The organism is Streptomyces sp. NPDC004065 (genome assembly GCF_044903565.1).
Classification (GTDB): Bacteria; Actinomycetota; Actinomycetes; order Streptomycetales; family Streptomycetaceae; genus Streptomyces.
On record NZ_JBJDQT010000022.1, the window covers coordinates 102,736 to 123,722 of the forward strand.

The 20,987-nt window shown below is 74.8% G+C and carries 17 protein-coding genes and 3 tRNA genes; 14 read left to right on the top strand and 6 right to left on the bottom strand.

Going from position 1 to position 20,987, the window contains the following annotated elements; all coding sequences use genetic code 11:
- The first annotated feature begins 66 nt into the window (after positions 1-66).
- From ACI2LW_RS22745 to ACI2LW_RS22755, 3 genes are read left to right on the top strand one after another with little or no spacing between them, the layout of a single operon-like run.
- Positions 67-678, top strand: a complete 612-nt coding sequence (locus ACI2LW_RS22745; RefSeq protein ID WP_404733038.1) for a toxin-antitoxin system, toxin component family protein — start codon at positions 67-69, stop codon at positions 676-678.
- Entirely contained in the window at positions 675-1,910 is a 1,236-nt protein-coding gene (locus ACI2LW_RS22750) for an MAB_1171c family putative transporter (protein ID WP_404733039.1), read from the top strand. Before ACI2LW_RS22745 ends, ACI2LW_RS22750 begins: the two co-directional genes overlap by 4 nt.
- On the top strand, positions 1,903-3,351 hold the full coding sequence (locus tag ACI2LW_RS22755) for an NAD(P)/FAD-dependent oxidoreductase (protein ID WP_404733040.1): 1,449 nt from the start codon (positions 1,903-1,905) through the stop codon (positions 3,349-3,351). Before ACI2LW_RS22750 ends, ACI2LW_RS22755 begins: the two co-directional genes overlap by 8 nt.
- A 188-nt stretch (positions 3,352-3,539) precedes the next feature.
- On the opposite strand, the gene ACI2LW_RS22760 is transcribed toward ACI2LW_RS22755, so the two are convergent.
- Both ACI2LW_RS22760 and ACI2LW_RS22765 read right to left on the bottom strand, forming a co-directional pair.
- Positions 3,540-4,388: an SMP-30/gluconolactonase/LRE family protein gene (locus ACI2LW_RS22760; RefSeq protein ID WP_404733041.1), complete on the bottom strand. Its 849-nt coding sequence runs from the start codon at positions 4,386-4,388 to the stop codon at positions 3,540-3,542.
- Positions 4,385-5,158, bottom strand: coding sequence for an IclR family transcriptional regulator (locus ACI2LW_RS22765; RefSeq protein ID WP_404733042.1), 774 nt, complete (start codon positions 5,156-5,158; stop codon positions 4,385-4,387). Before ACI2LW_RS22765 ends, ACI2LW_RS22760 begins: the two co-directional genes overlap by 4 nt.
- A 176-nt stretch (positions 5,159-5,334) precedes the next feature.
- On the opposite strand from ACI2LW_RS22765, the gene ACI2LW_RS22770 reads away from it, so the two are divergent.
- The 5 genes from ACI2LW_RS22770 (at position 5,335) to ACI2LW_RS22790 (ending at position 11,687) form a co-directional block, all read left to right on the top strand.
- Positions 5,335-5,916: a hypothetical protein gene (locus ACI2LW_RS22770; RefSeq protein WP_404733043.1), complete on the top strand. Its 582-nt coding sequence runs from the start codon at positions 5,335-5,337 to the stop codon at positions 5,914-5,916.
- A gap of 193 nt (positions 5,917-6,109) precedes the next feature.
- Complete coding sequence (locus tag ACI2LW_RS22775; protein ID WP_404733044.1) at positions 6,110-7,174, top strand: MerR family transcriptional regulator; 1,065 nt, start codon at positions 6,110-6,112, stop codon at positions 7,172-7,174.
- A gap of 229 nt (positions 7,175-7,403) precedes the next feature.
- Positions 7,404-8,849, top strand: coding sequence for an acyl-CoA synthetase (locus ACI2LW_RS22780; RefSeq protein WP_404733045.1), 1,446 nt, complete (start codon positions 7,404-7,406; stop codon positions 8,847-8,849).
- Positions 8,842-10,248 (top strand): carboxyl transferase domain-containing protein, encoded by a 1,407-nt coding sequence (locus tag ACI2LW_RS22785; protein ID WP_404733046.1) that lies wholly within the window; start codon positions 8,842-8,844, stop codon positions 10,246-10,248. Before ACI2LW_RS22780 ends, ACI2LW_RS22785 begins: the two co-directional genes overlap by 8 nt.
- A 401-nt stretch (positions 10,249-10,649) precedes the next feature.
- Complete coding sequence (locus tag ACI2LW_RS22790) at positions 10,650-11,687, top strand: rod shape-determining protein (RefSeq protein ID WP_404733047.1); 1,038 nt, start codon at positions 10,650-10,652, stop codon at positions 11,685-11,687.
- Positions 11,688-11,899: 212 nt separating this feature from the next.
- Here the strand turns inward: ACI2LW_RS22790 and ACI2LW_RS22795 are convergent, their stop codons facing one another.
- Positions 11,900-12,880 carry an anti-sigma factor RsbA family regulatory protein gene (locus ACI2LW_RS22795; protein ID WP_404733048.1) on the bottom strand — a complete coding sequence of 327 codons (981 nt, stop codon included), beginning with the start codon at positions 12,878-12,880 and terminating at the stop codon, positions 11,900-11,902.
- Between the two features lie 446 nt (positions 12,881-13,326).
- Between ACI2LW_RS22795 and ACI2LW_RS22800 the strand changes: the two genes are divergently transcribed.
- Entirely contained in the window at positions 13,327-14,055 is a 729-nt protein-coding gene (locus ACI2LW_RS22800) for an ANTAR domain-containing response regulator (RefSeq protein WP_404733049.1), read from the top strand.
- Between the two features lie 262 nt (positions 14,056-14,317).
- Complete coding sequence (locus tag ACI2LW_RS22805) at positions 14,318-14,479, top strand: hypothetical protein (RefSeq protein WP_404733050.1); 162 nt, start codon at positions 14,318-14,320, stop codon at positions 14,477-14,479.
- 177 nt (positions 14,480-14,656) lie between these two features.
- On the opposite strand, the gene ACI2LW_RS22810 is transcribed toward ACI2LW_RS22805, so the two are convergent.
- The 3 genes from ACI2LW_RS22810 to ACI2LW_RS22820 all read right to left on the bottom strand — a co-directional run bounded on the left by ACI2LW_RS22810 (position 14,657) and on the right by ACI2LW_RS22820 (position 15,074).
- Positions 14,657-14,733 (bottom strand) — tRNA-Ile (locus ACI2LW_RS22810).
- Between the two features lie 190 nt (positions 14,734-14,923).
- Positions 14,924-14,996: transfer RNA gene (locus ACI2LW_RS22815), tRNA-Asn, on the bottom strand.
- A 5-nt stretch (positions 14,997-15,001) separates the two neighbouring features.
- Positions 15,002-15,074 (bottom strand) — tRNA-Asn (locus tag ACI2LW_RS22820).
- A 146-nt stretch (positions 15,075-15,220) separates the two neighbouring features.
- Here ACI2LW_RS22820 and ACI2LW_RS22825 point away from each other — a divergent pair.
- The 4 genes from ACI2LW_RS22825 to ACI2LW_RS22840 all read left to right on the top strand — a co-directional run bounded on the left by ACI2LW_RS22825 (position 15,221) and on the right by ACI2LW_RS22840 (position 20,931).
- Positions 15,221-15,529 carry a YtxH domain-containing protein gene (locus ACI2LW_RS22825; RefSeq protein ID WP_404733051.1) on the top strand — a complete coding sequence of 103 codons (309 nt, stop codon included), beginning with the start codon at positions 15,221-15,223 and terminating at the stop codon, positions 15,527-15,529.
- Between the two features lie 94 nt (positions 15,530-15,623).
- Positions 15,624-17,078, top strand: coding sequence for an FGGY-family carbohydrate kinase (locus ACI2LW_RS22830; protein WP_404733052.1), 1,455 nt, complete (start codon positions 15,624-15,626; stop codon positions 17,076-17,078).
- A gap of 191 nt (positions 17,079-17,269) precedes the next feature.
- On the top strand, positions 17,270-19,003 hold the full coding sequence (locus ACI2LW_RS22835; protein ID WP_404733053.1) for an ABC transporter ATP-binding protein: 1,734 nt from the start codon (positions 17,270-17,272) through the stop codon (positions 19,001-19,003).
- The gene (locus ACI2LW_RS22840) at positions 19,003-20,931 is read left to right on the top strand and encodes an ABC transporter ATP-binding protein (RefSeq protein ID WP_404733054.1); all 1,929 of its coding nucleotides are present in this window, start codon (positions 19,003-19,005) and stop codon (positions 20,929-20,931) included. Before ACI2LW_RS22835 ends, ACI2LW_RS22840 begins: the two co-directional genes overlap by 1 nt.
- The last annotated feature ends 56 nt before the right edge of the window (positions 20,932-20,987 follow it).

Genomic DNA, 20,987 nt, shown 5'->3' on the forward strand with positions numbered 1-20,987 from the left:
CACATCCGGCCGCGTAGGCTCGGACGGTCCGCCCCGTCGCGGGGGCGGCCGGAAGGGGTTGAGGCGATGGACTACGCGGGCGCGTGCCGCCGGGCCGCCCGGCTCGCGGCCGGTCTGGTCCGGCGGGCCCGGCCGGGCGGGACGATGCGCTCCCTGGCCGCCCGGCTCGCCGCGGACGTCCGCGCGCGGCCCGAGCCGCCCGGCGACGTACGGGAGTTGTGCCGGGCGCTGTGCGAGGCGATGAGCGCGCGGCGGGACGGACGGCCGGTGGAGCTGCGCTTCGAGCGCTTCCCCGACGAGCTCGAAGTGACCGGCCTGTGGGTGGAGTTCCAGGACTTCGACCTGGTGATCGTGGAGGAGCGGGCCGAGGCCGTGCAGCAACTGGTCATCCTGGGCCACGAGTTGTGGCACCTGCACGCCGGGCACCGGCACCACCACCTGCCCGGCGCGACCGCCGCCCGGGTACTGGCCGAGGAGCCCGGCTGGCGCGACGCCGCGCTGACCGTGGCCGCGCGCAACGGCTCCCGGGAGGCCGACGAGGCCGCCGCCGACGACTTCGGCCACCGCCTCGCCGCCGTCTTCCGGACCCGCCTGGGCGGGCCGCCGCGTCCCGGTCCCGGCCCCGACCCCGTCCAGCGGTCGCTGGGCTACCGCGGACGCGGAGGAGCCGCGAGGTGACCCGCCCGGCCCTCGACCCCGCGGGGCTGCTCGACGAGTACTACGTCTCCTTCTGGCTCCCCACCGCGGTGCTCGGCACCGCCCTGGTGATCAAGCTGCCCAGCATCGTCAAGATGTGGCGGGACCCGCTGCTGCGCGCCGTGGGCGGGCTGCTGCTCTTCGCCTGCGCGGTGTTCGTCTTCGCGGCCCCCGGGACGATCCACTGGACCAACCGGGTCACCGGCGTGCCCAACATCTCCGCGCCCTGGGTGTACTCGCTGCTCACCGCGCTGTGCGCGTCCTGGCTGCTGCTGATCATCGCCTGGCGCAACGACCTGGCCGACCGCGCCGCCCAGACCCGCCGCGCGACCCGGCTGGTGATGTCCGTGTACGCGGGCGTGGTCGTCGCCCTGTGGGTGCTCTTCGCGCTGGCGGACGTCCCCGTGGAGCGGCTGCGGGACCTGGACACGTACTACGCCAACACGCCGTTCATGCGCGAGGAGATCCTGCTCTACCTGTTCGCGCACACCGTGGCCTGCTCGATCACGGCCCGGCTCATCTGGAACTGGATCCGCACCGACGGCCTGGACGCCTGGCTGCGCTGGGGGCTGCGGTTCCTCGGCGTGGGGTACGCCACGAACCTGGTCTTCGACGCCTCCAAGCTCACCGCGGTGGTGGCCCGGTGGACCGGCCACGACCTGGACTGGCTGAGCACCGACCTGGCGCCGTCCGCCGCCTGCGTCTCCGCCACCCTGGTCGCGGTGGGCTTCATCGTCCCGCACGTCGGCCAGTACCTGCACGAGCGCTGGCGGGTGCGCCGCGGCCACTGGCGGCTGCGTCCCCTGTACCGGCTGACGCGGACCGTGACCGGCGGCCGGGTGCCCTTCGCCCCGCGCGCCACCTCCGAACTGCGCCTGATCCGCCGCGAGACGTTCATCCGGGACGCGCTCCTTCAGCTGTCCCGGCACCTGGACGAGGAACTGCGGGCCCGGTCCTACGGCGCGGCCCTGGCCCTCGGCCACGAACCGGGCCGGGCGCAGGCCCTGGCCGCCGCCGTGACCGTCCTGGACGCCGTCGCCGCCCGGCAGCGCTGCCCGGAGGCCGACAGCGCCTCCGGGCCGTCCGGCCCGGACACCGCCTATCTGCTGCGCGAGATCCAGGCCGTCTCCCAGGCCCTTCGCCACCCCGATGTCATCGAGGCGGTACGCACCCGCGCGGCCGCCCCGGCAGAGAGCGTGCCCGCGCATGAATGAACGTTCCGCCCCAGTCAGAACCGCCGTCGTCCTCGGGGGCTCCCACGCCGGCATGCTCGCGGCCGGCGCGCTGGCCGGCCTCGCCGACCGGGTGGTCGTCGTCGACCGCGACGTACTGCCCGCGGGCCCGGAGCCGCGCAGGGGGCTGCCGCAGGCCCGGCACGCGCACATGCTGTGGTCGGGGGGCGTGCGGGCCATGGAGGAGCTGCTGCCCGGGCTCACCGACGCGCTCCTGGCCGCCGGGGCGCGGAGACTGCCGGTCACCACCGGCATCGTCGCCCTGTCCGCGCGGGGCTGGTTCCGGCGCTGGCCGGAGTCCCACCATGTGATCCTGGCCGGCCGGGACCTGCTGGACGCGACCGTCCGCGCGCGGGTCCTCGCCGACGACCGGATCGAACTGCTCGACGACACCGAGGCGTTGGGGCTGGTAGGCGGCCCTGGCGCGGTCACCGGGGTCCGCGTCCGCACGGGCGGCCGGGCGCGCGGCGCGGCCGACGCGGCGGACCCCGCCGGCCCCGCCGACGGCGAACGGGTGCTTCCGGCCGGGCTGGTCGTGGACGCCACGGGCCGGGGCTCGGCGGCGGCCCGCTGGCTGACGGAACTCGGCCTGCCCGAGCCCGAGCGGCGGGAGGTCGACCCCGGTCTGGCGTACGCCAGCCGGCTCCACCTCGCGCCCGAGGGGGCCCGGGACGGCTTCCCGGTGGTCAACGTGCAGCCCGCCCCGCGGGAGGGCGGCCCCGGCCGGGCGGGCTTTCTGCTGCCCATCGAGAACGGGCGGTGGATCGTCACCCTCTCGGGCACCCGCGGCGGCGGGCCCTCCGCCTCCGACGAGGACTTCGTCCGGTTCGCCCGCGAGGAGCTGCGGCATCCGCTGATCGGCGAGCTGCTGGAGCACGCCGAGCCGCTGTCCGGGGTGTCGTTCACCCGGGCGACCGTCAACCGCCGCCACTTCTACGAGCGGATGCCGGCCTGGCCGGACAACTTCGCCGTCCTCGGCGACGCGCTCGCCGCCTTCAACCCGGTCTACGGGCACGGTCTCGCGGCCGCCGCGCAGAGCGCCCTGGTGCTGCGGGACGTGATACGGCGCCACGGCTGGGGCACGCCCGGACTGGCCCGGCGGGTGCAGCGGGCGGTGGCCCGCCCGGTCGGCGCGGCCTGGGACCTGGCGATCGGCCAGGACGTGTTCTACCCGGGCGCGACCCCGGACGGGCCGACGCTGCGGGACCGGCTCGTGTCCGCCTACGTCGACCGGCTGATGCACACCGCCACGGGCAACGGCCGCATCGCCCGCCGCGTCACCGACGTGACCTCCCTGGAGCGCCGGGCCGAGGTGCTGCTGACCCCGCCCGTCCTGCTCGCGGCGGCCGCGGGCCCCCTGAAACCCCCCTTGCCCGGCCCCCCGCTGACCCCGGAGGAACGCAAGGCGGCGGGCCTCACGTAGCGGCCGCGCCGGGCCGGCGAGCCCGACGTCCGGCGCCCGACGCCCGGGGCCCCCGGCGCATCGGCGGCCGGCCCGGGCTGGTCCGGCGCCCCGACGGGCGACGCCGGTTTCAGGGCGTCCGCCCGGGCGGGGCGCCCGGTCCGCGAGAGCCGGACGGGGCGCCCGGTCCGCGGGGGCCGGACGGGGCGTCAGCCGGCGAAGGGGGGTTGGGGCAGGCCGCTGCCCGCGTCGGGGACGACCAGTACCGAGCCCGCCAGCGGGTGCGGGGCGGGCAGGCCCGTGCGGGCGGTGGTGATGTAGAGGTCGGTGAGGCCGGGGCCGCCGAAGGCGCAGGCCGTGGGGCGCCGCACGGGCAGTTCCAGCACCCGGTCCAGTCTGCCGTCGGGGGTGTACCGGCGGACCGCCCCGCCGTCCCACAGGGCGACCCAGACGCAGCCCTCCGCGTCGACCGTCAGGCCGTCCGGGAAGCCGGCGCCCTCCTCCACGTGGGCCAGCGGGCGCCTGCCGGAGACCCGTTCGCCGTCGGTGTCGAACACGTCGACGCGGCGGGTCGGCGAGTCGACGTAGTACATCAGGCGGCCGTCGGGGCTCCAGCCGGTGCCGTTGCTCACCGCCACGTCGTCGAGGACGGTCGTGGCCCGTCCGTCGGCGGTCAGCCGGATCAGCGTGCCGCCGCCCGGCGCCTCGTCGTAGCGCATGGTGCCGGCCCACAGCGAGCCGTCGGGGGCGACTGCCGCGTCGTTGCCGCGGCGGCCCGGCACGGGGTCGTGGTGCAGCCAGCGGAAGGCGCCGTCCGGGTCGAGCAGCCCGACCCCGTCGCGCAGGTTCAGCACCAGTCCCCCGCCGGCCCGCGGTTTGGCCGCGCCCACGTGCTGCCCGGTCGTGCGCACGGTGCGCCGGCCCGACGCCGGGTCGTAGGTGTGCACCCGGGAGGAGAGGATGTCGACCCAGATCAGCCGGCCGGCCGCCGGGTCCCAGGTGGGGCCCTCGCCCAGCTCGGCCCACGCCCGTACGGCCACCTCGAACGGCGCCCTCATCCCGCGCTCCGGTGGCCGAGGCGCTCGGACAGCTCGGCGGCGCCCTTCGCGGCGAGCTGCTCCAGCTCGGCCCGGCGCTCCTCGCTCCAGCGGATCATCGGCACGGAGATGGACAGGGCGGCCACCACCTGCCCGGTGCGGTCGCGCACCGGCGCGGCCACGCAGGAGACGTCCGGGTTGGACTCCCGGCTCTCCACGGCGATGCCCCGCTGCCGGATGCCGGCCAGCTTCTCGCGCAGGACGACGGGGTCGGTGATGCTGTGGGGGGTCATCGCGGCCAGTTCGGCGCCGTCCGGGATGCGCTCGGCGAGTTCCCGCTCGGGCAGGGAGGCCAGCAGCATCTTGCCGACCGAGGTGCAGTGCGCGGGCAGGCGGCGGCCGGCCGCGGAGACCATGCGCACCGCGTGCGTGGAGTCGACCTTGGCGATGTAGATGACGTCGGTGTCCTCGAGGATGGCGACATGGACGGTCTCGTCGCAGGTCTGGGCGACGGATTGGGCGACCTGCCGGCCCTCGGCGGCGAGGTCGAGCTGCTCGGCGTAGCGGCTGCCGAGCTGGTAGGGGCGTACGCCGAGCCGGTAGCGTCCGGGCCGGCCGGTCACGGGGACGATGTACTGCCGGGCGGCGAGCGTGGTGACCAGTTCGTGCACGGTGGTGCGCGGGAGCCGCAGCCGGCGCACGATGTCGGGGGCGGAGAGCGTCCCGTCCCCGTCGAGGAAGAGCTCGAGTATGTCCAGAGCCCGGGTCACGGCAGGTACGAGGCGTCCCACGACCGGTCCTCTCCTTGAAGTGATGTGTGTTCGAGATTTCAACAGGCGATCGGCATGGCGAACACAGGCTAGTCACCGTGCGTGGCGCGGGCAACGGGCGGGACGGGCGGCCGGGTGGCCGGGCGGGCGAGCGGTCGGGCGGGCGGGCGAGCGGCCGGTTGGGCGACCATGGGGGCATGCCTGCGTCCTCGGGTCCCTTCACGCCGCTCGACTTCCAGCTGGTGCTGCTGCGCCGCATGGCCGACCACAATCCGGACCTGGTGGAGGACGCCCGGCACACGCTGGGCGTGTCCCTGGCGCGGATGCGCGAGGCCAACAGGCGCTGGCAGGCCATGGTGCGCTCGCCGCGGGCCCGCTCGGCGGCCGCCCGCTACCGCTCGGTGCTGGGCGAGCCGGAGTCGGTGACCGCCCGCCGCGTCGGCGACCTGGACTGCGAGGCCTGGCAGTGGCCGCTGCCGCTCTGGCCCGACCTGCGCTTCGAGGTGCTGCTCGCCCCGGACGGCCGGGTCTGGAACGAGTGGCTGGTGCGCGCTCCGGGCGCTCGGGGCCCCGAACTGCGCACCGTCGAGGACCTGGCCCCCTGGTCCTGCACGGTGGACGAGGCGGCCCGCGCGTTCGCCCCGGCCCGCCCGCTGGAGGGCAGCGCGCCGACGCGCTGGGGGCTGGCCTTCACCGCCCCGGACGCGCGCGGCGTACGGCGGCCGGTGACCGCGGAGTTCACCTGGGGACTGCTGCAGCGGACCTCGGTCGGCGAGTAACGGCGGCGGGCCCCGCCTCCACCACCCCCCTCTCCGTACGGCTGCGCGGCCCGTACGGCTGCGCGGCCCGTACGGCTGCGCGGCGGCCGCGGCACCGCGGGCCGACAACCTCCCCGCGCAACCGCGGCACCCGCCTTGACCTTCACCTTCGGTGAAGCCCCAGCATCGGTGGCGGAACGGGAGAGGGGACCGGATGCGCACGGACATGCTGACGATCGGCGCCTTCGCGAAGGCGTGCGGGCTCTCGCCGAAGGCGCTGCGCCTGTACGACGAACTCGGGCTGCTGCGGCCGGAGCGGGTCGACCCGGACAGCGGGTACCGCTACTACGCCGTGACGCAGCTCGAGCGGGCCCGGCTGGTGGCGTGGCTCAGGCGGCTGGACATGCCGCTGGCCGGCATCCGCCGGGTGTGCGCCCTCGAACCCGCCGCCGCGGCCGGTGAGATCCGCGCCCACTGGGCCCGGGTCGAACGGGAGACGGCGGTGCGGCGCGACCTCGCCGCGTTCCTCGTCGACCACCTCTCGGCACCGCCGGGGAAGGACACCACCATGCTGGAACTGCGTTACTGCGCCCATTCGGACCGCGGCCGGGTGCGGCCGGCCAACCAGGACACCGCCTACGCGGGCGCACGGCTGCTCGCGGTCGCCGACGGCTACGGCCCGGCGGGCGCCCCGGCGAGCAGCGCGGCCGTGGCGGCGCTGAAGGCGCTGGACGTGCCGGAGCTGCCGGACGGCGGGCTGCTGAACCTGCTGGAGGACGCGGTGCGCGGGGCGACCCGCGCGGTGCGGGACGTCGCCGGCGGCGAGGAGGCCGGTACGACACTGACCGCACTGCTGTGGACCGGCTCCCGGCTCGCCCTGGTCCACATCGGGGACACCCGCGCCTACCTGCTGCGCGACGGCGAGCTGTTCCGCATCACCCACGACCACACGCTCGTGCAGTCGCTGCTGGACGAGGGCCGGCTGACGGCCGAGGAGGCCGCGGCCCATCCGCAGCGCGCGCTGCTGCTGAAGGCGCTGTCGGGCGGCGGCGCGGCGGTGCCGGACCTGCGGCTGCACGATCCCCTGCCCGGCGACCGGTATCTGCTGTGCTCCGACGGCCTGTCGGGGGTGGTCCCCGACGAGCGGATCCGCGCCCTGCTCACCGGGGCGGCGGCCCCGGACGAGGCCGTGCGGGTGCTGGTCGGCGCCGCCGACGGCGCGGGCGCCCCGGACAACGTCAGCTGTGTGGTGGCCGACGTGGTGCAGGCGGCGGCCTGAGGTGCGGTCCGGGGCGGCGGCGACGTGACCGGAGTCAAACGCCGCCGCCTACGGATCATGCCGGGCTTGGGGTAGGAACGGAGTGTCGTCCCTCCGTCCCGCGCCCGTCCGTCCCTCCGCCCCTCCGCCCCTCCGTTCCCGTCCCTCCGTCCCTCGCCCGTTCGTCCGTCCGCCCGTTCACCCGTCCGTCCGTCGGTCCGTCCGTCCGCGCATCCCAAGGAGCCGCCGCGTGTCCTCACTGTTTCCCGCCCTGACGGGTGATTCCGGCGAGCGAGCCGCCCTGCGGTTCGGTGAGCGGGCGCTGACGTACGCGGAGCTGGCCGCGGCGGCGGGGGCCGTCGCGGGGCGGACCGCGGGCCGCGCGCGGGTCGCCGTGTGGGCGACCACGGAGCTGGAGACCGCGGTCGCGGTCGTGGGCGCGCTGCTGGCCGGCGTGGCCGCCGTGCCGCTGAACCCCAGGTCGGGCCAGAAGGAGCTCGGGCACATCCTGGCCGACAGCGCCCCGTCGGCGGTGCTGGCCGCGCCGGGGGCCGAACTGCCCGGCGCGCTCGGCGGGCTGGAGCGCGTCGACGTCGACGTACGGGCGGCCGGGCCGGTGCCCGGGGACCGCGCAGGCGACGGCGATCCGGCCCTCGTCGTCTACACCTCCGGCACCACCGGCCCGCCCAAGGGCGCCGTCATCCCGCGCCGGGCGGTCGCGACCACCCTGGACGCGCTCGCCGACGCCTGGCGGTGGACGGGCGAGGACGTGCTGGTGCACGGGCTGCCGCTGTTCCATGTGCACGGGCTCGTGCTGGGCGTTCTCGGCCCGCTGCGCCGCGGCGGGGAGGTACGGCACCTGGGCCGGTTCACCACCGAGGGCGTGGCCCGGGAGCTGAACGGCGGGGCGACCATGCTGTTCGGCGTGCCGACCATGTACCACCGGATCGCCGAGGCGCTGCCCGGCGACCCGGGGCTGGTGAAGGCGCTCGCCGGGGCCCGGCTGCTGGTGTCCGGGTCCGCGGCGCTGCCCGTGCACGACCACGAGCGGATCGCGGCGGCGACCGGCCGGCGGGTGATCGAGCGGTACGGCATGACGGAGACACTGATGAACACCAGCGTGCGGGCCGACGGCGAGGCCCGGCCGGGAACGGTCGGGGTGCCGCTGCCGGGGGTGGAGCTGCGGCTCGTGGAGGACGACGGCACGCCGATCACGGCGTACGACGGGGAGAGCGTCGGCGAGATCCAGGTGCGCGGGCCGAACCTGTTCACCGAGTACCTCAACCGGCCCGACGCGACGGCCGCCGCCTTCACCGCCGACGGCTTCTTCCGCACCGGCGACATGGCGGTGCGCGACCCGGACGGCTACGTCCGCATCGTCGGCCGCAGGGCCACCGACCTGATCAAGAGCGGCGGCTACAAGATCGGTGCCGGTGAGATCGAGAACGCCCTGCTCGAGCACCCCCGTGTGCGCGAAGCCGCCGTCACCGGGGAGCCGGACGCCGATCTCGGGGAGCGGATCGTCGCCTGGATCGTGCCGGCCGACCCGGGGCGGCCGCCCGGCGTCGAGGAACTGGCCACCCATGTGGCCGGGCGGCTCGCCCCGCACAAGCGGCCCCGGGTGGTCCGCTGCCTCGACGCCCTGCCCCGCAACGACATGGGGAAGATCATGAAGCGGGCGCTGCCGCGTGACTGACCGCCTCACCGCCCGCGAGGTCCTCGCCCTCGTCGCCGACGACTTCGCCGAACTCCCCGACGACGGCGCGGGGCGGGCGGAGCCCGGCGGCCCGCTCGGCCGGCAGGGTCCCGACGGCCCGCTCGGCCGGCAGGGTCCCGACGGCCCGCTCGGCTGGCAGGGTTACGACGCCCTGCTCGCCCGCGCCGCCGCACGCACCGGCGAGCGGGAGTCCGTGGTGTGCGGCACGGGGCGCGTCGCGGGCACCCGGGCGGTGCTGATCGCCTTCGAGTTCGGCTTCCTCGGCGGCTCGCTGGGCCGGCGCACCGGCGACCGGCTGGAGCGGGCGTACGCCCACGCCCGCGCGCACCGGTTGCCGGTCGTCCCGCTGGTGGCCACCGGCGGCAGCCGGATGCAGGAGGGGATGCTCGCGCTCACCCAGCTCCAGCGCGTGGCCCACCAGTCGGCGCTCACCCGGGCGGCCGGGCTGCCGCAGATCGCGGTGGTGCGCGATCCCACCACCGGCGGCGGCTGGGCCACCCTGGGCGCGGGCGCCGACGTGGTCCTCGCCCTCCCCGGGGCGCAGATCGGGTTCGCCGGCTCCCGGGTCCGGCCGCCCGGAGCCGATCCGGCGGCGTACACGGCCGAGGCGCAGGCGGCGGCCGGCTTCGTGGACGCGGTGGTCCGGCCCGAGGAGCTGCGGGACACGCTCGGGCTGTGGCTGCGGCTGCTGACCCGGCCCTCGGCGGACGCGGCCCCGCCGCCGGCGGCGCTCGGCACGGTGGACCCGCCCGCCACCGGCTGGGAGGCGGTACGGCGTGCCCGCGAGCCCGGGCGCCCGCGCGCCGGCCGGTACCTGGACGCCTACTTCACCCGGCGGGTCGCCCTGCGCGGCGACCGCCACGGCGGCACGGACGACGCCGGCATGCTCTGCGGCTTCGGCGAGCACGAGGGCCGTACCGTGGCGTACGCCGCCCAGACGGGCGCCGCCACCCGCCCGGCCGGCTACCGTACCGCGACACGGCTGATCCGGCTCGCCGGGCGCCTCGGGATCCCGGTGCTGACCCTGGTGGACACCCCGGGCGCGGCGAACGACGCCGAGGCGGAGCGGCAGGGCGTGGGCGCCGCGATCGCCGAACTGTTCGGCGCGGTGGCCGCCGCCGGGAGCCCGCTCACCACGCTGGTGATCGGCGAGGGCGGCTCGGGCGGCGCCCTCGCCCTGGCCGCGCCCGGCAACACCTGGGCCACGCCGGACAGTTACTTCTCGGTGATAGCCCCCGAACTGGCCGCCGCGATCCTCAAGCGTCCGCCGGAACGGATACCGGCCACCGCGGACGCGCTCCGCCTGCGCCCGCAGGACCTGGTGGACCTGGGAGTGATCCGCGGCATCGTCGGCCACGAGGACGACACAACGGCCTGAGCCTGAGCCCGACCCCGACCCCGGCGCCGGTACGGCCTCTGCACGCGCGCTCCGGGGGTGAGGCCGAGGGCGGCCGGGAAGCCGAGGCCGGCGGGAAAGCCGAGGCCGGCGGGAAAGCCGAGGCCGGCGCGGAAGCCGCGCTCAACGAGCCTTGTACGGCAGGCGAGTCGACGGGCGTCGGCCGTGCGCCGGGGGGTGCGGCGCGCCGCCGGGGAAACGAAGGACGATACAGGGTGACGACGCCTTATCTGGCGCTTATTCAGCGCATAACCATAAAATGCACCCGTACAGCCGCACCCCGCCCGGCCCCCCAGAACAGGCGCCCGCTCCCTCGCCCCCGCACGATGCGAAGGAGGCCGCCGGTCGGCGGCCGTCCTGGTCCGCGCTCGGGAGGTTCCGCCATGACCGCCAGTCTGGAGCAGTTGCGCCGCTGCCATGTCGCCGTCGACCTGGGAGCCGCCCGGACCCGGGTCTACGTCAAGGGCGCCGGACTCGTCGTGGACCAGCCCTCGGTGGCCGCCGTCAACACCCGTACCGGGGCGCTGCTCGCGGTCGGCGAGTTCGCGGAGCGGATGACGGGCCGTACGCCCCACTACATCCGGGTGGCCCGCCCGGTGTCCGGAGGCACGGTCGTCGACATCGAGATGGCCCAGCGCATGCTGCGCCATCTGCTGGGCGACCGGATGCGCCGGAGCCTGCGCCGCAAGCCCTGGCTGCGGGCCGCCGCCTGCACCCCGCACGACGCCGATCCGCTCGCCCGGCGGGCCACGATCGAGACGCTGGTGGGGCTCGGGGCGCGCCGCGTGGAGCTGGTCGACACGCTCATCGCGGCGGCGGTCGGCTGCGGGCTGCCCGTGGAGCGGCCCGAGGCGACCATGATCATGGTGTGCGGGGCGGCGGCGACCCAGGTGGCCGTGCTCTCGCTCGGCTCGATCGTCACCGCCGAACGCATCCCGGTCGGCGGCGAGGCGGTCGAGCACGCGATCGTGCAGCACCTGCGCCACGCCCACGCGTTGATGCTGCCCAGCCAGTCGGTACGGCCGCTGCAGCTCGCCCTGTCCGGCGGCGGGCTCGATCCGCACGGCCCGGCCTCCACGGAGATCCACGGGCGGGACGTGGCCACCGGCCTGGCCCGGTCGGTGCGGGTGGACACCGCCGCCGTGCGCGACGCCATCCAGACTCCGCTGACCGCCGTGCTCGACGGCATCTACAAGGTGCTGCGGGAGTGCCCCCCGGACCTGGTGGCCGACCTCGCCGACCGCGGCATCATGATGGTCGGCGGCTCAGCGCTGCTGCCGGGCCTGGACCAGATGCTGCGCGAGGCGACCGACATGCCGGTGCACATCGCCGAACGCCCCGACGTCTGCGCCGTCCAGGGCCTGGGCGCCATGCTGGAGGGCAGGATCGAACCCCTGGCGCTGAACCCGCTGGGAACCTGACCCGCACGGCCGCGCCGCCGCGGCCGCGCCTCCGCGCGCGACCGCCCCGCCGTGGCCTGGCGGCGGGCACGTTGCCTCCGCACGCGAACGCCGCGCCGTGGCCGCGCCTCCGCGCGCCAACGCCCCGCCGTCGTCGAGCCTCCCCGGCCGCGACCGCACTCGCCCCGGTCGGAGTGCGAACCGGCCCCGGCCGGAGTGCGAACCCGCCCCGGTCAGTGTGCGAACCAGCAGCGGACCGTGGTGCCCCGGCCGCCGGTGTGCACCCGGACGAGGTCCGCGACCAGGTTGACCAGGAGCAGCCCGCGTCCGCCGCGCTGCCCGCGGACCGCGGGCCGGCGCCCGGCCAGCGGATCGTCCAGGCGGCCGGCGTCGCGCACCTCGCACAGCACGTGCCCGCCCGCGGCCCACACCCGCAGCTCGCCCGAACCGCCGCCGTGCACCACGCTGTTCGTGGTCAGCTCGGCCGCGGTCAGGGCCAGGTCCTCCAGCCGGGTGCCGGCCAGACCCAGCCGCGCGGCCTCCGCGGCGGCGACGTGCCGGGCCCGTGACAGGGTCCCCGCCGTGAAGGCGAAGCACACCGCCTCCCGCACGACCGGCAGCGGCTCGTTGCAGCGGGCGAGGACGCGGTCGGGCGCGTAAGCGGTGCCGGCCTGCGCGCAGGGGGTGCCGGCCTGCTCGGCGAGGGTGCCGGACCGCGCGCCGGCCGCGGCGGAGCCCCGGGCGAGGACGACGGGGTGCGTGGCACGGGCGTCGGCCAGGGCGCGCTCGTCGAGCCGTACGGCGTCGTACGGGCACAGGATGGTGACCTCGCGGCCCCGGAACGCCGTGTTGATCAGCGCCTCGTGCTGGGCGCAGGCGGGGTACTCGTCCGGTGTGCGGCCGGCCCACACCGGCTCGCCCACGATGCGCACCCGCCGGCCCGCCGCCCCTTCGTCGGCGAAGGCGCACAGCACCGCGGGGATGATCCGGCCGGGGTTGCGTCCCGCCTCGCGCATGTCCAGCAGCCGTACCGCCGCCGCGTCCCGGCCCAGCCCGGCCTCGATCAGCCGCAGGTTCTCGCCGGGCACGGCGACGGCGACCGGCTCCCCCGCCTCCAGTCCGGCGCGCACGAAGGGCACGACGCCCGCGAGGTACTCCCGCTCGTCCCGGTAGAACAGGGCGGGGTGCGCGAAGGGCTCCGCGACTGCGGTCATGGCATCGAGACCTCGATTCCCGGCGGGCCGGACCGAGTGCCGCCGGTGTCGCCGGTGTCGGCGGCGCCCGGACGGCGGCCGGTGCGGCCTGGGTACGGCGGCCCGCTCCCGGCCGCCGGACCGCCTCTGGCGGGACCAGTATGCGCCCCGCCCGCGTCCGCCGCCCGGACGCCGCCCGGACGCCGCCCCCGGCGGGACGCCTCCCGGGTACCCCGCCGACCGCGCGCGGCGGCACACACAGACGATCCCTTACCCCCCGATTGTGTGTACTGTCCCGCGAAACGGGCAGGAGCAAGCGGAGCACCGCCGGAACACCGCGGAGTCCGGTTCCGGACACGGCGTGGTGCGGTCGTGGCCCCGTACCGGGCCGCGCTCCCCGGCGGCGACGGGGAACGCGGCGTCGTGAGGACGCGCGAGGACTGCCGGTGACGAAGCAAGGCGGGGACATGACCTCAGCGGCATCACACCCTCTCGCACGACGGCTGAACATCCTGGTCGAGAGCCTGACCATCGACGTGCGGCGGCACCCGGACGGCCGGGTGACCCTCACCCCGCACGGGGAGCTGGTCCACGGCTGCGCCACCACGCTGGCCAAGGCGCTGGCCCAGCTGCCGCCGGGGACGACCCGGGTCGCCCTGGACATGGCCCGGGTGACCTTCATGGACACGGCGGGACTGGAGTTCCTGGACACCCTCCACGACCACGGCACGCGCCATGCGCTGGACGTGACGGCCACCGGCTGGACCGGTCAGCCGCGCCGCATCCTGGAGCTGGCCGGCCTGGACACCACCGACCCGCTGCACCCGACGGGCGGCGCGGCACCGGCGGACCGGCCGGGGCGGCCGGTCGTCTCGGCGGTCGCCCTGGAGCGGATGGAGCGGCTGCTGCAACTGGAGGAGGAGATAGGGCAGCTCCGCCAGGCCATCGTCTCCCGCCCGGTGATCGACCAGGCGCGGGGCATCCTCATGGCCGCCCACGCCTGCACGGCCCAGCAGGCCTGGGACATCCTGCGGGAGACCTCGCAGCTGTCCAACACCAAACTGCGCACGGTGGCCGCCGCGATCACGGCCGGCACCGACCCCGGCGGCCCCCCGCTGCCGGAGCCGGTCCGCACGGCCCTGCGCGCCGCGATCGGCCGCACCCTCGACCGCGACGCCCCGCACCCGCCTTCCTGAACCCGGACACACGCCCGCGGGCCCGTCCGCGGCCCCGCGAACCCGTCCGCGGCCCCGCGAACCCGTCCGCGGCCCCGCGAACCCGTCCGCGGCCCCGCGAGCCGGTCCCCGGCCAAGCGGGCCGTACGCCGGGCGCCGGGTGACGTGCCGCGTCCGCGGGTACTCGGCTGCCCGAGTGGCCATCCCCGCCCGCAGGAGTCACCACGCAGGAGTCACCACGCAGGAGTCACCACGCAGGAGTCACCACGATGGAGTCAGCACGATGAGAGAGCACACCCCTTCCCAGGCCGAGGGCGAGCGCGACGACAACGACACGCGCCGCACCGCCGACCACCCCGACACGCCCTACCCCACGCCCTCCCAGGCCGAGGGCGACCGCGACGACCTGCCCGACACGAGCGACGCCGCCGACGACCGCGCCTGACGCCCCGCCCGCCGCCCACCCCGCGCGGCGCGCGTCGTGCGCGGCCGCCCCAGCCCAGTTGGAGGACATCGCCGGCACGGGCTGGTCCGAGGGAGTGAAGAAGGGGCCGCCACGCCCGCGTGGCGGCCCTCTTTCCTGCGTTCCCGCAAGTAGAAACGCTTCTGCGCGGGTAGCGCCTGGTGGGGCGGGTGGGACTCGAACCCACGGCCGACGGATTATGAGTCCGCTGCTCTAACCGGCTGAGCTACCGCCCCGTTGCGGCGCGTCGCGTACATGTGTGCGCGCCGTCTGCCGCAGCATAGCCGCTCATACGATCTCCTGCTTCGCCATGGTCGGCTTACCGCGGCCCCTCACGATCCCGAGGACTTCACCGCGGTCGCGGCGGTTCCCCGGGCCGTGAAACCGGACATGAAAAAGGACCCCGCAGGGTCCTCGTTCAGCATGCTCCCCCGACTGGACTCGAACCAGTAACCTGCCGGTTAACAGCCGGCTGCTCTGCCAATTGAGCTACGGAGGATCGAGCTCCCCCGACTGGACTCGAACCAGTAACCTGCCGGTTAACAGCCGGCTGCTCTGCCAATTGAGCTACGGAGGAATGCCTCGTTGCATCGAACGCCCCTGCCTGGGTATTCGCCAGGAGGCGCGCGCTCGCTGCGACACATACATTAGCGCAAGCTGGGGGGTGCTCCGCCAATCGGTATCCCCCCGCTGTCGACCACGAGGCAAGGAAGGGTGGCCATCATGCGCTACCGGCTCGCGTTCATCGCCGGGCTCGCCCTGGGTTATGTGCTGGGCACCAAGGCCGGACGGGAACGCTACGAACAGCTGATGAGGTCCGCGCGCCAGGTCGCGCAGAACCCCGCGGTGCGCAACACCGCCGAGACCGCGGCACAGCAGGGCCGCCAGTTCGCCGGCAAGGCCTACCACACGGTGAGCGAGAAGGTCGGCGACCGCGTACCCGAGTCGGTGGCCCAGCGGGTGCGCGCCCTGCGCACCCACGGAAGCAACGGCAGTGCCGCCGACGACTGGGGCACCAGCAGCACCCCGTGACACCGCACGTCGGACGGGTCCCCGGGGGAGGCAGCCCCGGGGACCCGTCGCTACCCGGTACGGACACCCCTCGCCGTACGGCAGAATTTTCGCCATGGGGATAGTCGCCGGGCTGGACAGTTCGCCCGATTTCACTCGCATCGTGGTCTGCGACACGGACACCGGAGCCGTGCTCCGGCAGGGATACGCGCCGCATCCGGTGGAGAGCCCCGAGGGCGGGGGCCGACCCGCCGACGTCGACCCGCAGGCCTGGCTGCTCTCCCTCGGGGAGGCCGCGGGCGGCGGGCTGCTGGAGGGCGTGCAGGCCATCGGCGTGTCCGCGCAGCAGAACGCGCTGGTCCCGCTGGACACGCAGGGCGCCACCGTGCGGCCCGCGCTGGTCGGCGGCGACCGGCGGGCCCAGGTGGCCGCGGCCGATCTGATCGACGCGCTCGGCGGCCGGGAGGCCTGGGCGCAGGCGGTCGGCTCCGTGCCGCAGGCCTCGCACCCGGTGACCAAGCTGCGCTGGCTCGCCAAGAACGAGCCGGAGGCCGCCCGCCGCACCGCCGTGCTGCTCCAGGCGCACGACTGGCTGGTCTGGCAGCTCCTGGGACGGCCGCTCAGACGGACCACGGACCGCGGCGGCGCCTCCGCCACCGGGTACTGGTCGGCGGCCACCGGCGCCTACCGCCCCGATCTGGTGGAGCTGGCGCTCGGCCACCAGGCGATGCTCCCCGAGGTGATCGGGCCCGCCGAGGCGGCCGGCACCACCCCGGAGGGGCTGCTGATCTCCGCCGGCACCGGGGAGACCATGGCCGCCGCCTTCGGGCTGGGGCTGGGACTGGGCGACGTCGTGGTCTCGCTGGGCGCTTCGGGCTCGGTGATGGCCGTGCACCCCGAGGCGCTGGTCGACCAGAGCGGAATGATCACCTCGCTCGCCGACGCCACGGGCATGCATCTGCCCGTCGTCACCACGCTGAACGCCGTGCGGGCCCTGCGCGGCGCCGCCGAACTCCTCGGCGTGAGCGACCTGGAGGCCCTGTCGGACCTGGCGATGAAGTCGACTCCGGGCTCCCACGGCCTCGTACTGCTGCCCTATCTGGAGGGCGAGCGGACCCCGAGTCTGCCGCACACCGCGGGGACGCTGGCCGGTCTGCGGCGCGAGTCGATGAAGCCCGAGCACTTCGCGCGGGCCGCGTTCGAGGGCATGCTGTGCGGGCTCGCGGACGCGCTGGACGTGCTGCGCGGGCGGGGCGTGGAGGTGCGGCGCGTCTTCCTGCTCGGCCAGGCCGCCGAGCTGCCGGCCGTGCAGGCGGCGGCGCCCGCGCTGTTCGGCGCGCAGGTCGTCGTGCCGCAGCCCGCCGACTACGCGGCGATCGGCGCCGCCCGGCAGGCCGCCTGGGCGCTCGGCGTCTCCCAGGGCGTCCTGAACCCCCGCACCCCGCCGGTCTGGCAGGGCGCGGTCGCCCAGGTCCTGGAGCCGGGAGAGGAACTGGCGGTGGGCCAGGCGGTGCGCCAGCAGTACGTGTCGGTGCGCGAACAGATCCATCCCGGGGCGTTCCGGGCCTGATCCACTCCGATGGCGCGTTCCGGGCCCGCTTCACTGCGATGGCGCAGGACATGGCCTAGGTCCGCGGGCTGACGGCGCGTCGGCCGGTGGACCGCTATCGGGTTAATCGGTTGAGGTAACGCGGGTGGAGTGTCCGACGATAGGGGCCAGGGGACAACGACCGGCCCCACCGCCGACTCCGAGAGACCAGCGTGCTCATACGACTTCTGCGGACCTGCCTCAGGCCCTACAAGAAACCCATCGCCCTGCTCGTGGCGCTGCAGTTCCTGCAGACCTGCGCCACCCTCTACCTGCCCACCCTCAACGCCCACATCATCGACAACGGTGTCGTCAAGGGGGACACCGGTTACATCCTGGCCTTCGGTGCCGTGATGATCGGCATCTCGCTGGCGCAGGTCGTGTGCAACATCGGCGCCGTGTACTACGGCGCCCGGACCGCCTCCGCCCTCGGGCGGGACGTGCGGGCCGCCGTCTTCGACCGCGTGCAGTCCTTCTCGGCGCGCGAGGTCGGCCACTTCGGGGCGCCGTCCCTCATCACCCGGACGACCAACGACGTCCAGCAGGTCCAGATGCTGGCCCTGATGACGTTCACCCTGATGGTCTCGGCGCCCATCATGTGCGTGGGCGGGGTGGTGCTGGCGCTCGGCCTGGACGTGCCGCTGTCGGGCGTGCTGGTGGCCGTGGTGCCGGTGCTCGGCATCTGCGTGACGCTGATCGTGCGCCGGCTGCGCCCGCTGTTCCGGGCCATGCAGACGCGTCTGGACACGGTGAACCGGGTGCTGCGCGAGCAGATCACCGGCAACCGGGTCATCCGCGCCTTCGTCCGCGACGAGTACGAGAAGGACCGCTTCCGCCGGGCCAACGGGGACCTGACGGAGATGTCGCTGGCCACCGGCCGGCTGCTCGCGCTGATGTTCCCGATGGTGATGACGGTGGTGAACCTGTCGTCCATCGCGGTGGTGTGGTTCGGCGCGCACCGCATCGACAGCGGCGGGATGCAGATCGGCGACCTGACCGCGTTCCTGGCCTATCTGATGCAGATCGTGATGTCCGTGATGATGGCCACCTTCATGTTCATGATGGTGCCGCGCGCGGAGGTGTGCGCCGAGCGCATCCAGGAGGTGCTGGACACCGAGTCCAGCGTCGTGCCGCCCACCGCGCCGGTCCTGGAGCTGCGCCGCCACGGCCATCTGGAGATCCGTCAGGCCGGCTTCCGCTATCCGGGGGCCGAGGAGCCCGTGCTCAAGGCCGTCGACCTGGTGGCGCGCCCCGGCGAGGTCACCGCCGTCATCGGGTCCACCGGCAGCGGCAAGTCCACCCTGCTGGGGCTGGTGCCCCGGCTGTTCGACGCCACCGAGGGCCAGGTCCTCGTCGACGGGGTGGACGTGCGCACCCTCTCCCCCGCGATGCTGGCGCGGACGGTGGGCCTGGTCCCGCAGCGGCCGTACCTGTTCGCCGGTACCGTGGCGACCAACCTGCGCTACGGCAACCCGGACGCCACCGACGAGGAGCTGTGGCACGCGCTCGAGGTGGCGCAGGCCAAGGACTTCGTCAGCGGCCTGGAGGGCGGTCTGAACGCGCCGATCGCCCAGGGCGGCACCAATGTCTCCGGCGGTCAGCGCCAGCGTCTGGCCATCGCCCGCACCCTGGTGCAGCGCCCGGAGATCTACCTCTTCGACGACTCCTTCTCCGCGCTGGACTACGCCACCGACGCGGCGCTGCGGGCGGCGCTCGCCCGCGAGACCGCGGAGGCGACCGTCGTCATCGTCGCCCAGCGGGTGGCGACCATCCGCGACGCCGACCGCATCGTCGTCCTGGACGAGGGACGGGTGGTGGGCACCGGACGCCACCACGAACTGATGGCGGACAACGAGACCTACCGGGAGATCGTGCTCTCCCAGCTGACGGAAGCGGAGGCTGCCTGATGGCCGGGCCGATGGGGCGGATGATGGCCGGCGGCGGCCCCGACAACCGCTCGATGGACTTCAAGAAGTCGGGCAGACGGCTCGTCGCGCGGTTCAGGCCGGAACGCGGCACGATCTACGCGCTGCTGACGTGCGTCGTGCTGAGCGTCACCCTGAGCGTGATCGGGCCGAAGATCCTCGGCCGGGCCACCGACCTGGTGTTCGCCGGGATCATCGGCCGGCGGATGCCGTCGGGCCTGTCCAAGGAGCAGGTGCTGGACGGGATGCGGCAGCGCGGCCAGGGCGGCGTCGCCGACATGCTCGAGGGCACGGACTTCACCCCGGGCCAGGGCATCGACTTCGGCGCCGTCGGCGAGGTGCTGCTGTTCGCGCTGTGCACCTTCCTGGCCGCCGGCCTGCTGATGGCGGTGGCGACCCGGCTGGTCAACCGGGCGGTGAACCGGACGGTGTTCCGGATGCGCGAGGACGTGCAGACCAAGCTGTCGCGGCTGCCGCTGTCGTACTTCGACAAGCGCCAGCGCGGCGAGGTGCTCTCCCGGGCCACCAACGACATCGACAACATCGGCCAGACGCTCCAGCAGTCCATGGGCCAGCTGATCAACTCGGTGCTGACCGTCATCGGCGTGCTGGTGATGATGTTCTACGTCTCCTGGCTGCTGGCGCTGGTGGCGCTGGTGACCGTGCCGCTGTCCTTCGTGGTCGCCACGCGGGTCGGCAAGCGGTCGCAGCCGCACTTCGTGCAGCAGTGGCGCTCCACCGGCAAACTGAACGCGCACATCGAGGAGATGTACACCGGGCACACCCTGGTGAAGGTGTTCGGCCGGCAGGAGGAGTCGGCGCGGCAGTTCGCCGAGCAGAACGAGGCGCTGTACGAGGCGGGCTTCAGGGCGCAGTTCAACAGCGGCGTCATGCAGCCGCTGATGATGTTCGTGTCGAACCTCAACTATGTGCTGGTGGCGGTCGTCGGCGGGCTGCGGGTCGCCTCGGGCGCGCTGTCCATCGGTGACGTGCAGGCCTTCATCCAGTACTCGCGGCAGTTCTCGATGCCGCTGACGCAGGTCGCCTCGATGGCGAACCTGGTGCAGTCGGGCGTCGCCTCCGCCGAGCGGGTCTTCGAACTGCTCGACGCCGAGGAGCAGGAGGCGGACCCGGTGCCGGGCGTGCGGCCGGAGGAGCTGCGCGGGCGGGTCGCGCTGGAGCACGTGTCGTTCCGCTACGAGGAGGACAAGCCGCTCATCGAGGACCTGTCGCTGACGGTGGAGCCCGGTCACACGGTCGCGATCGTCGGCCCGACCGGCGCGGGCAAGACCACGCTGGTCAACCTGCTGATGCGGTTCTACGACGTCACCGGCGGGCGCATCACCCTCGACGGCATCGACGTCGCCGCGATGTCCCGCGACGAACTGCGGTCCGCGATCGGCATGGTGCTCCAGGACACCTGGCTGTTCGGCGGCACGATCGCGGAGAACATCGCCTACGGCGCCTCCCGCGAGGTGACCCGCGGCGAGATCGAGGAGGCGGCCCGGGCCGCGCACGCCGACCGGTTCATCCGGACGCTGCCCGACGGCTACGACACCGTGATCGACGACGAGGGCTCCGGGGTGAGCGCCGGTGAGAAGCAGCTCGTCACCATCGCGCGGGCGTTCCTGTCCGACCCGGTGATCCTCGTCCTGGACGAGGCGACGAGTTCGGTCGACACCCGCACCGAGGTGCTGATCCAGAAGGCGATGGCCAAACTCCAGCACGGCAGGACGTCGTTCGTCATCGCGCACCGGCTCTCCACGATCCGGGACGCGGACACCATCCTGGTGATGGAGAACGGCTCGATCGTCGAACAGGGCGCCCACGACGAGCTGCTGGCGGCCGACGGGGCCTACGCCCGGCTGTACAAGGCGCAGTTCGCGCAGGCGGTGGCGGAGGTCGACTGAGCCGCGGCGGCCGCTCGGGGCCGTCCGCCCGGTATCCGGGGGCCGCTCGTCGCCCG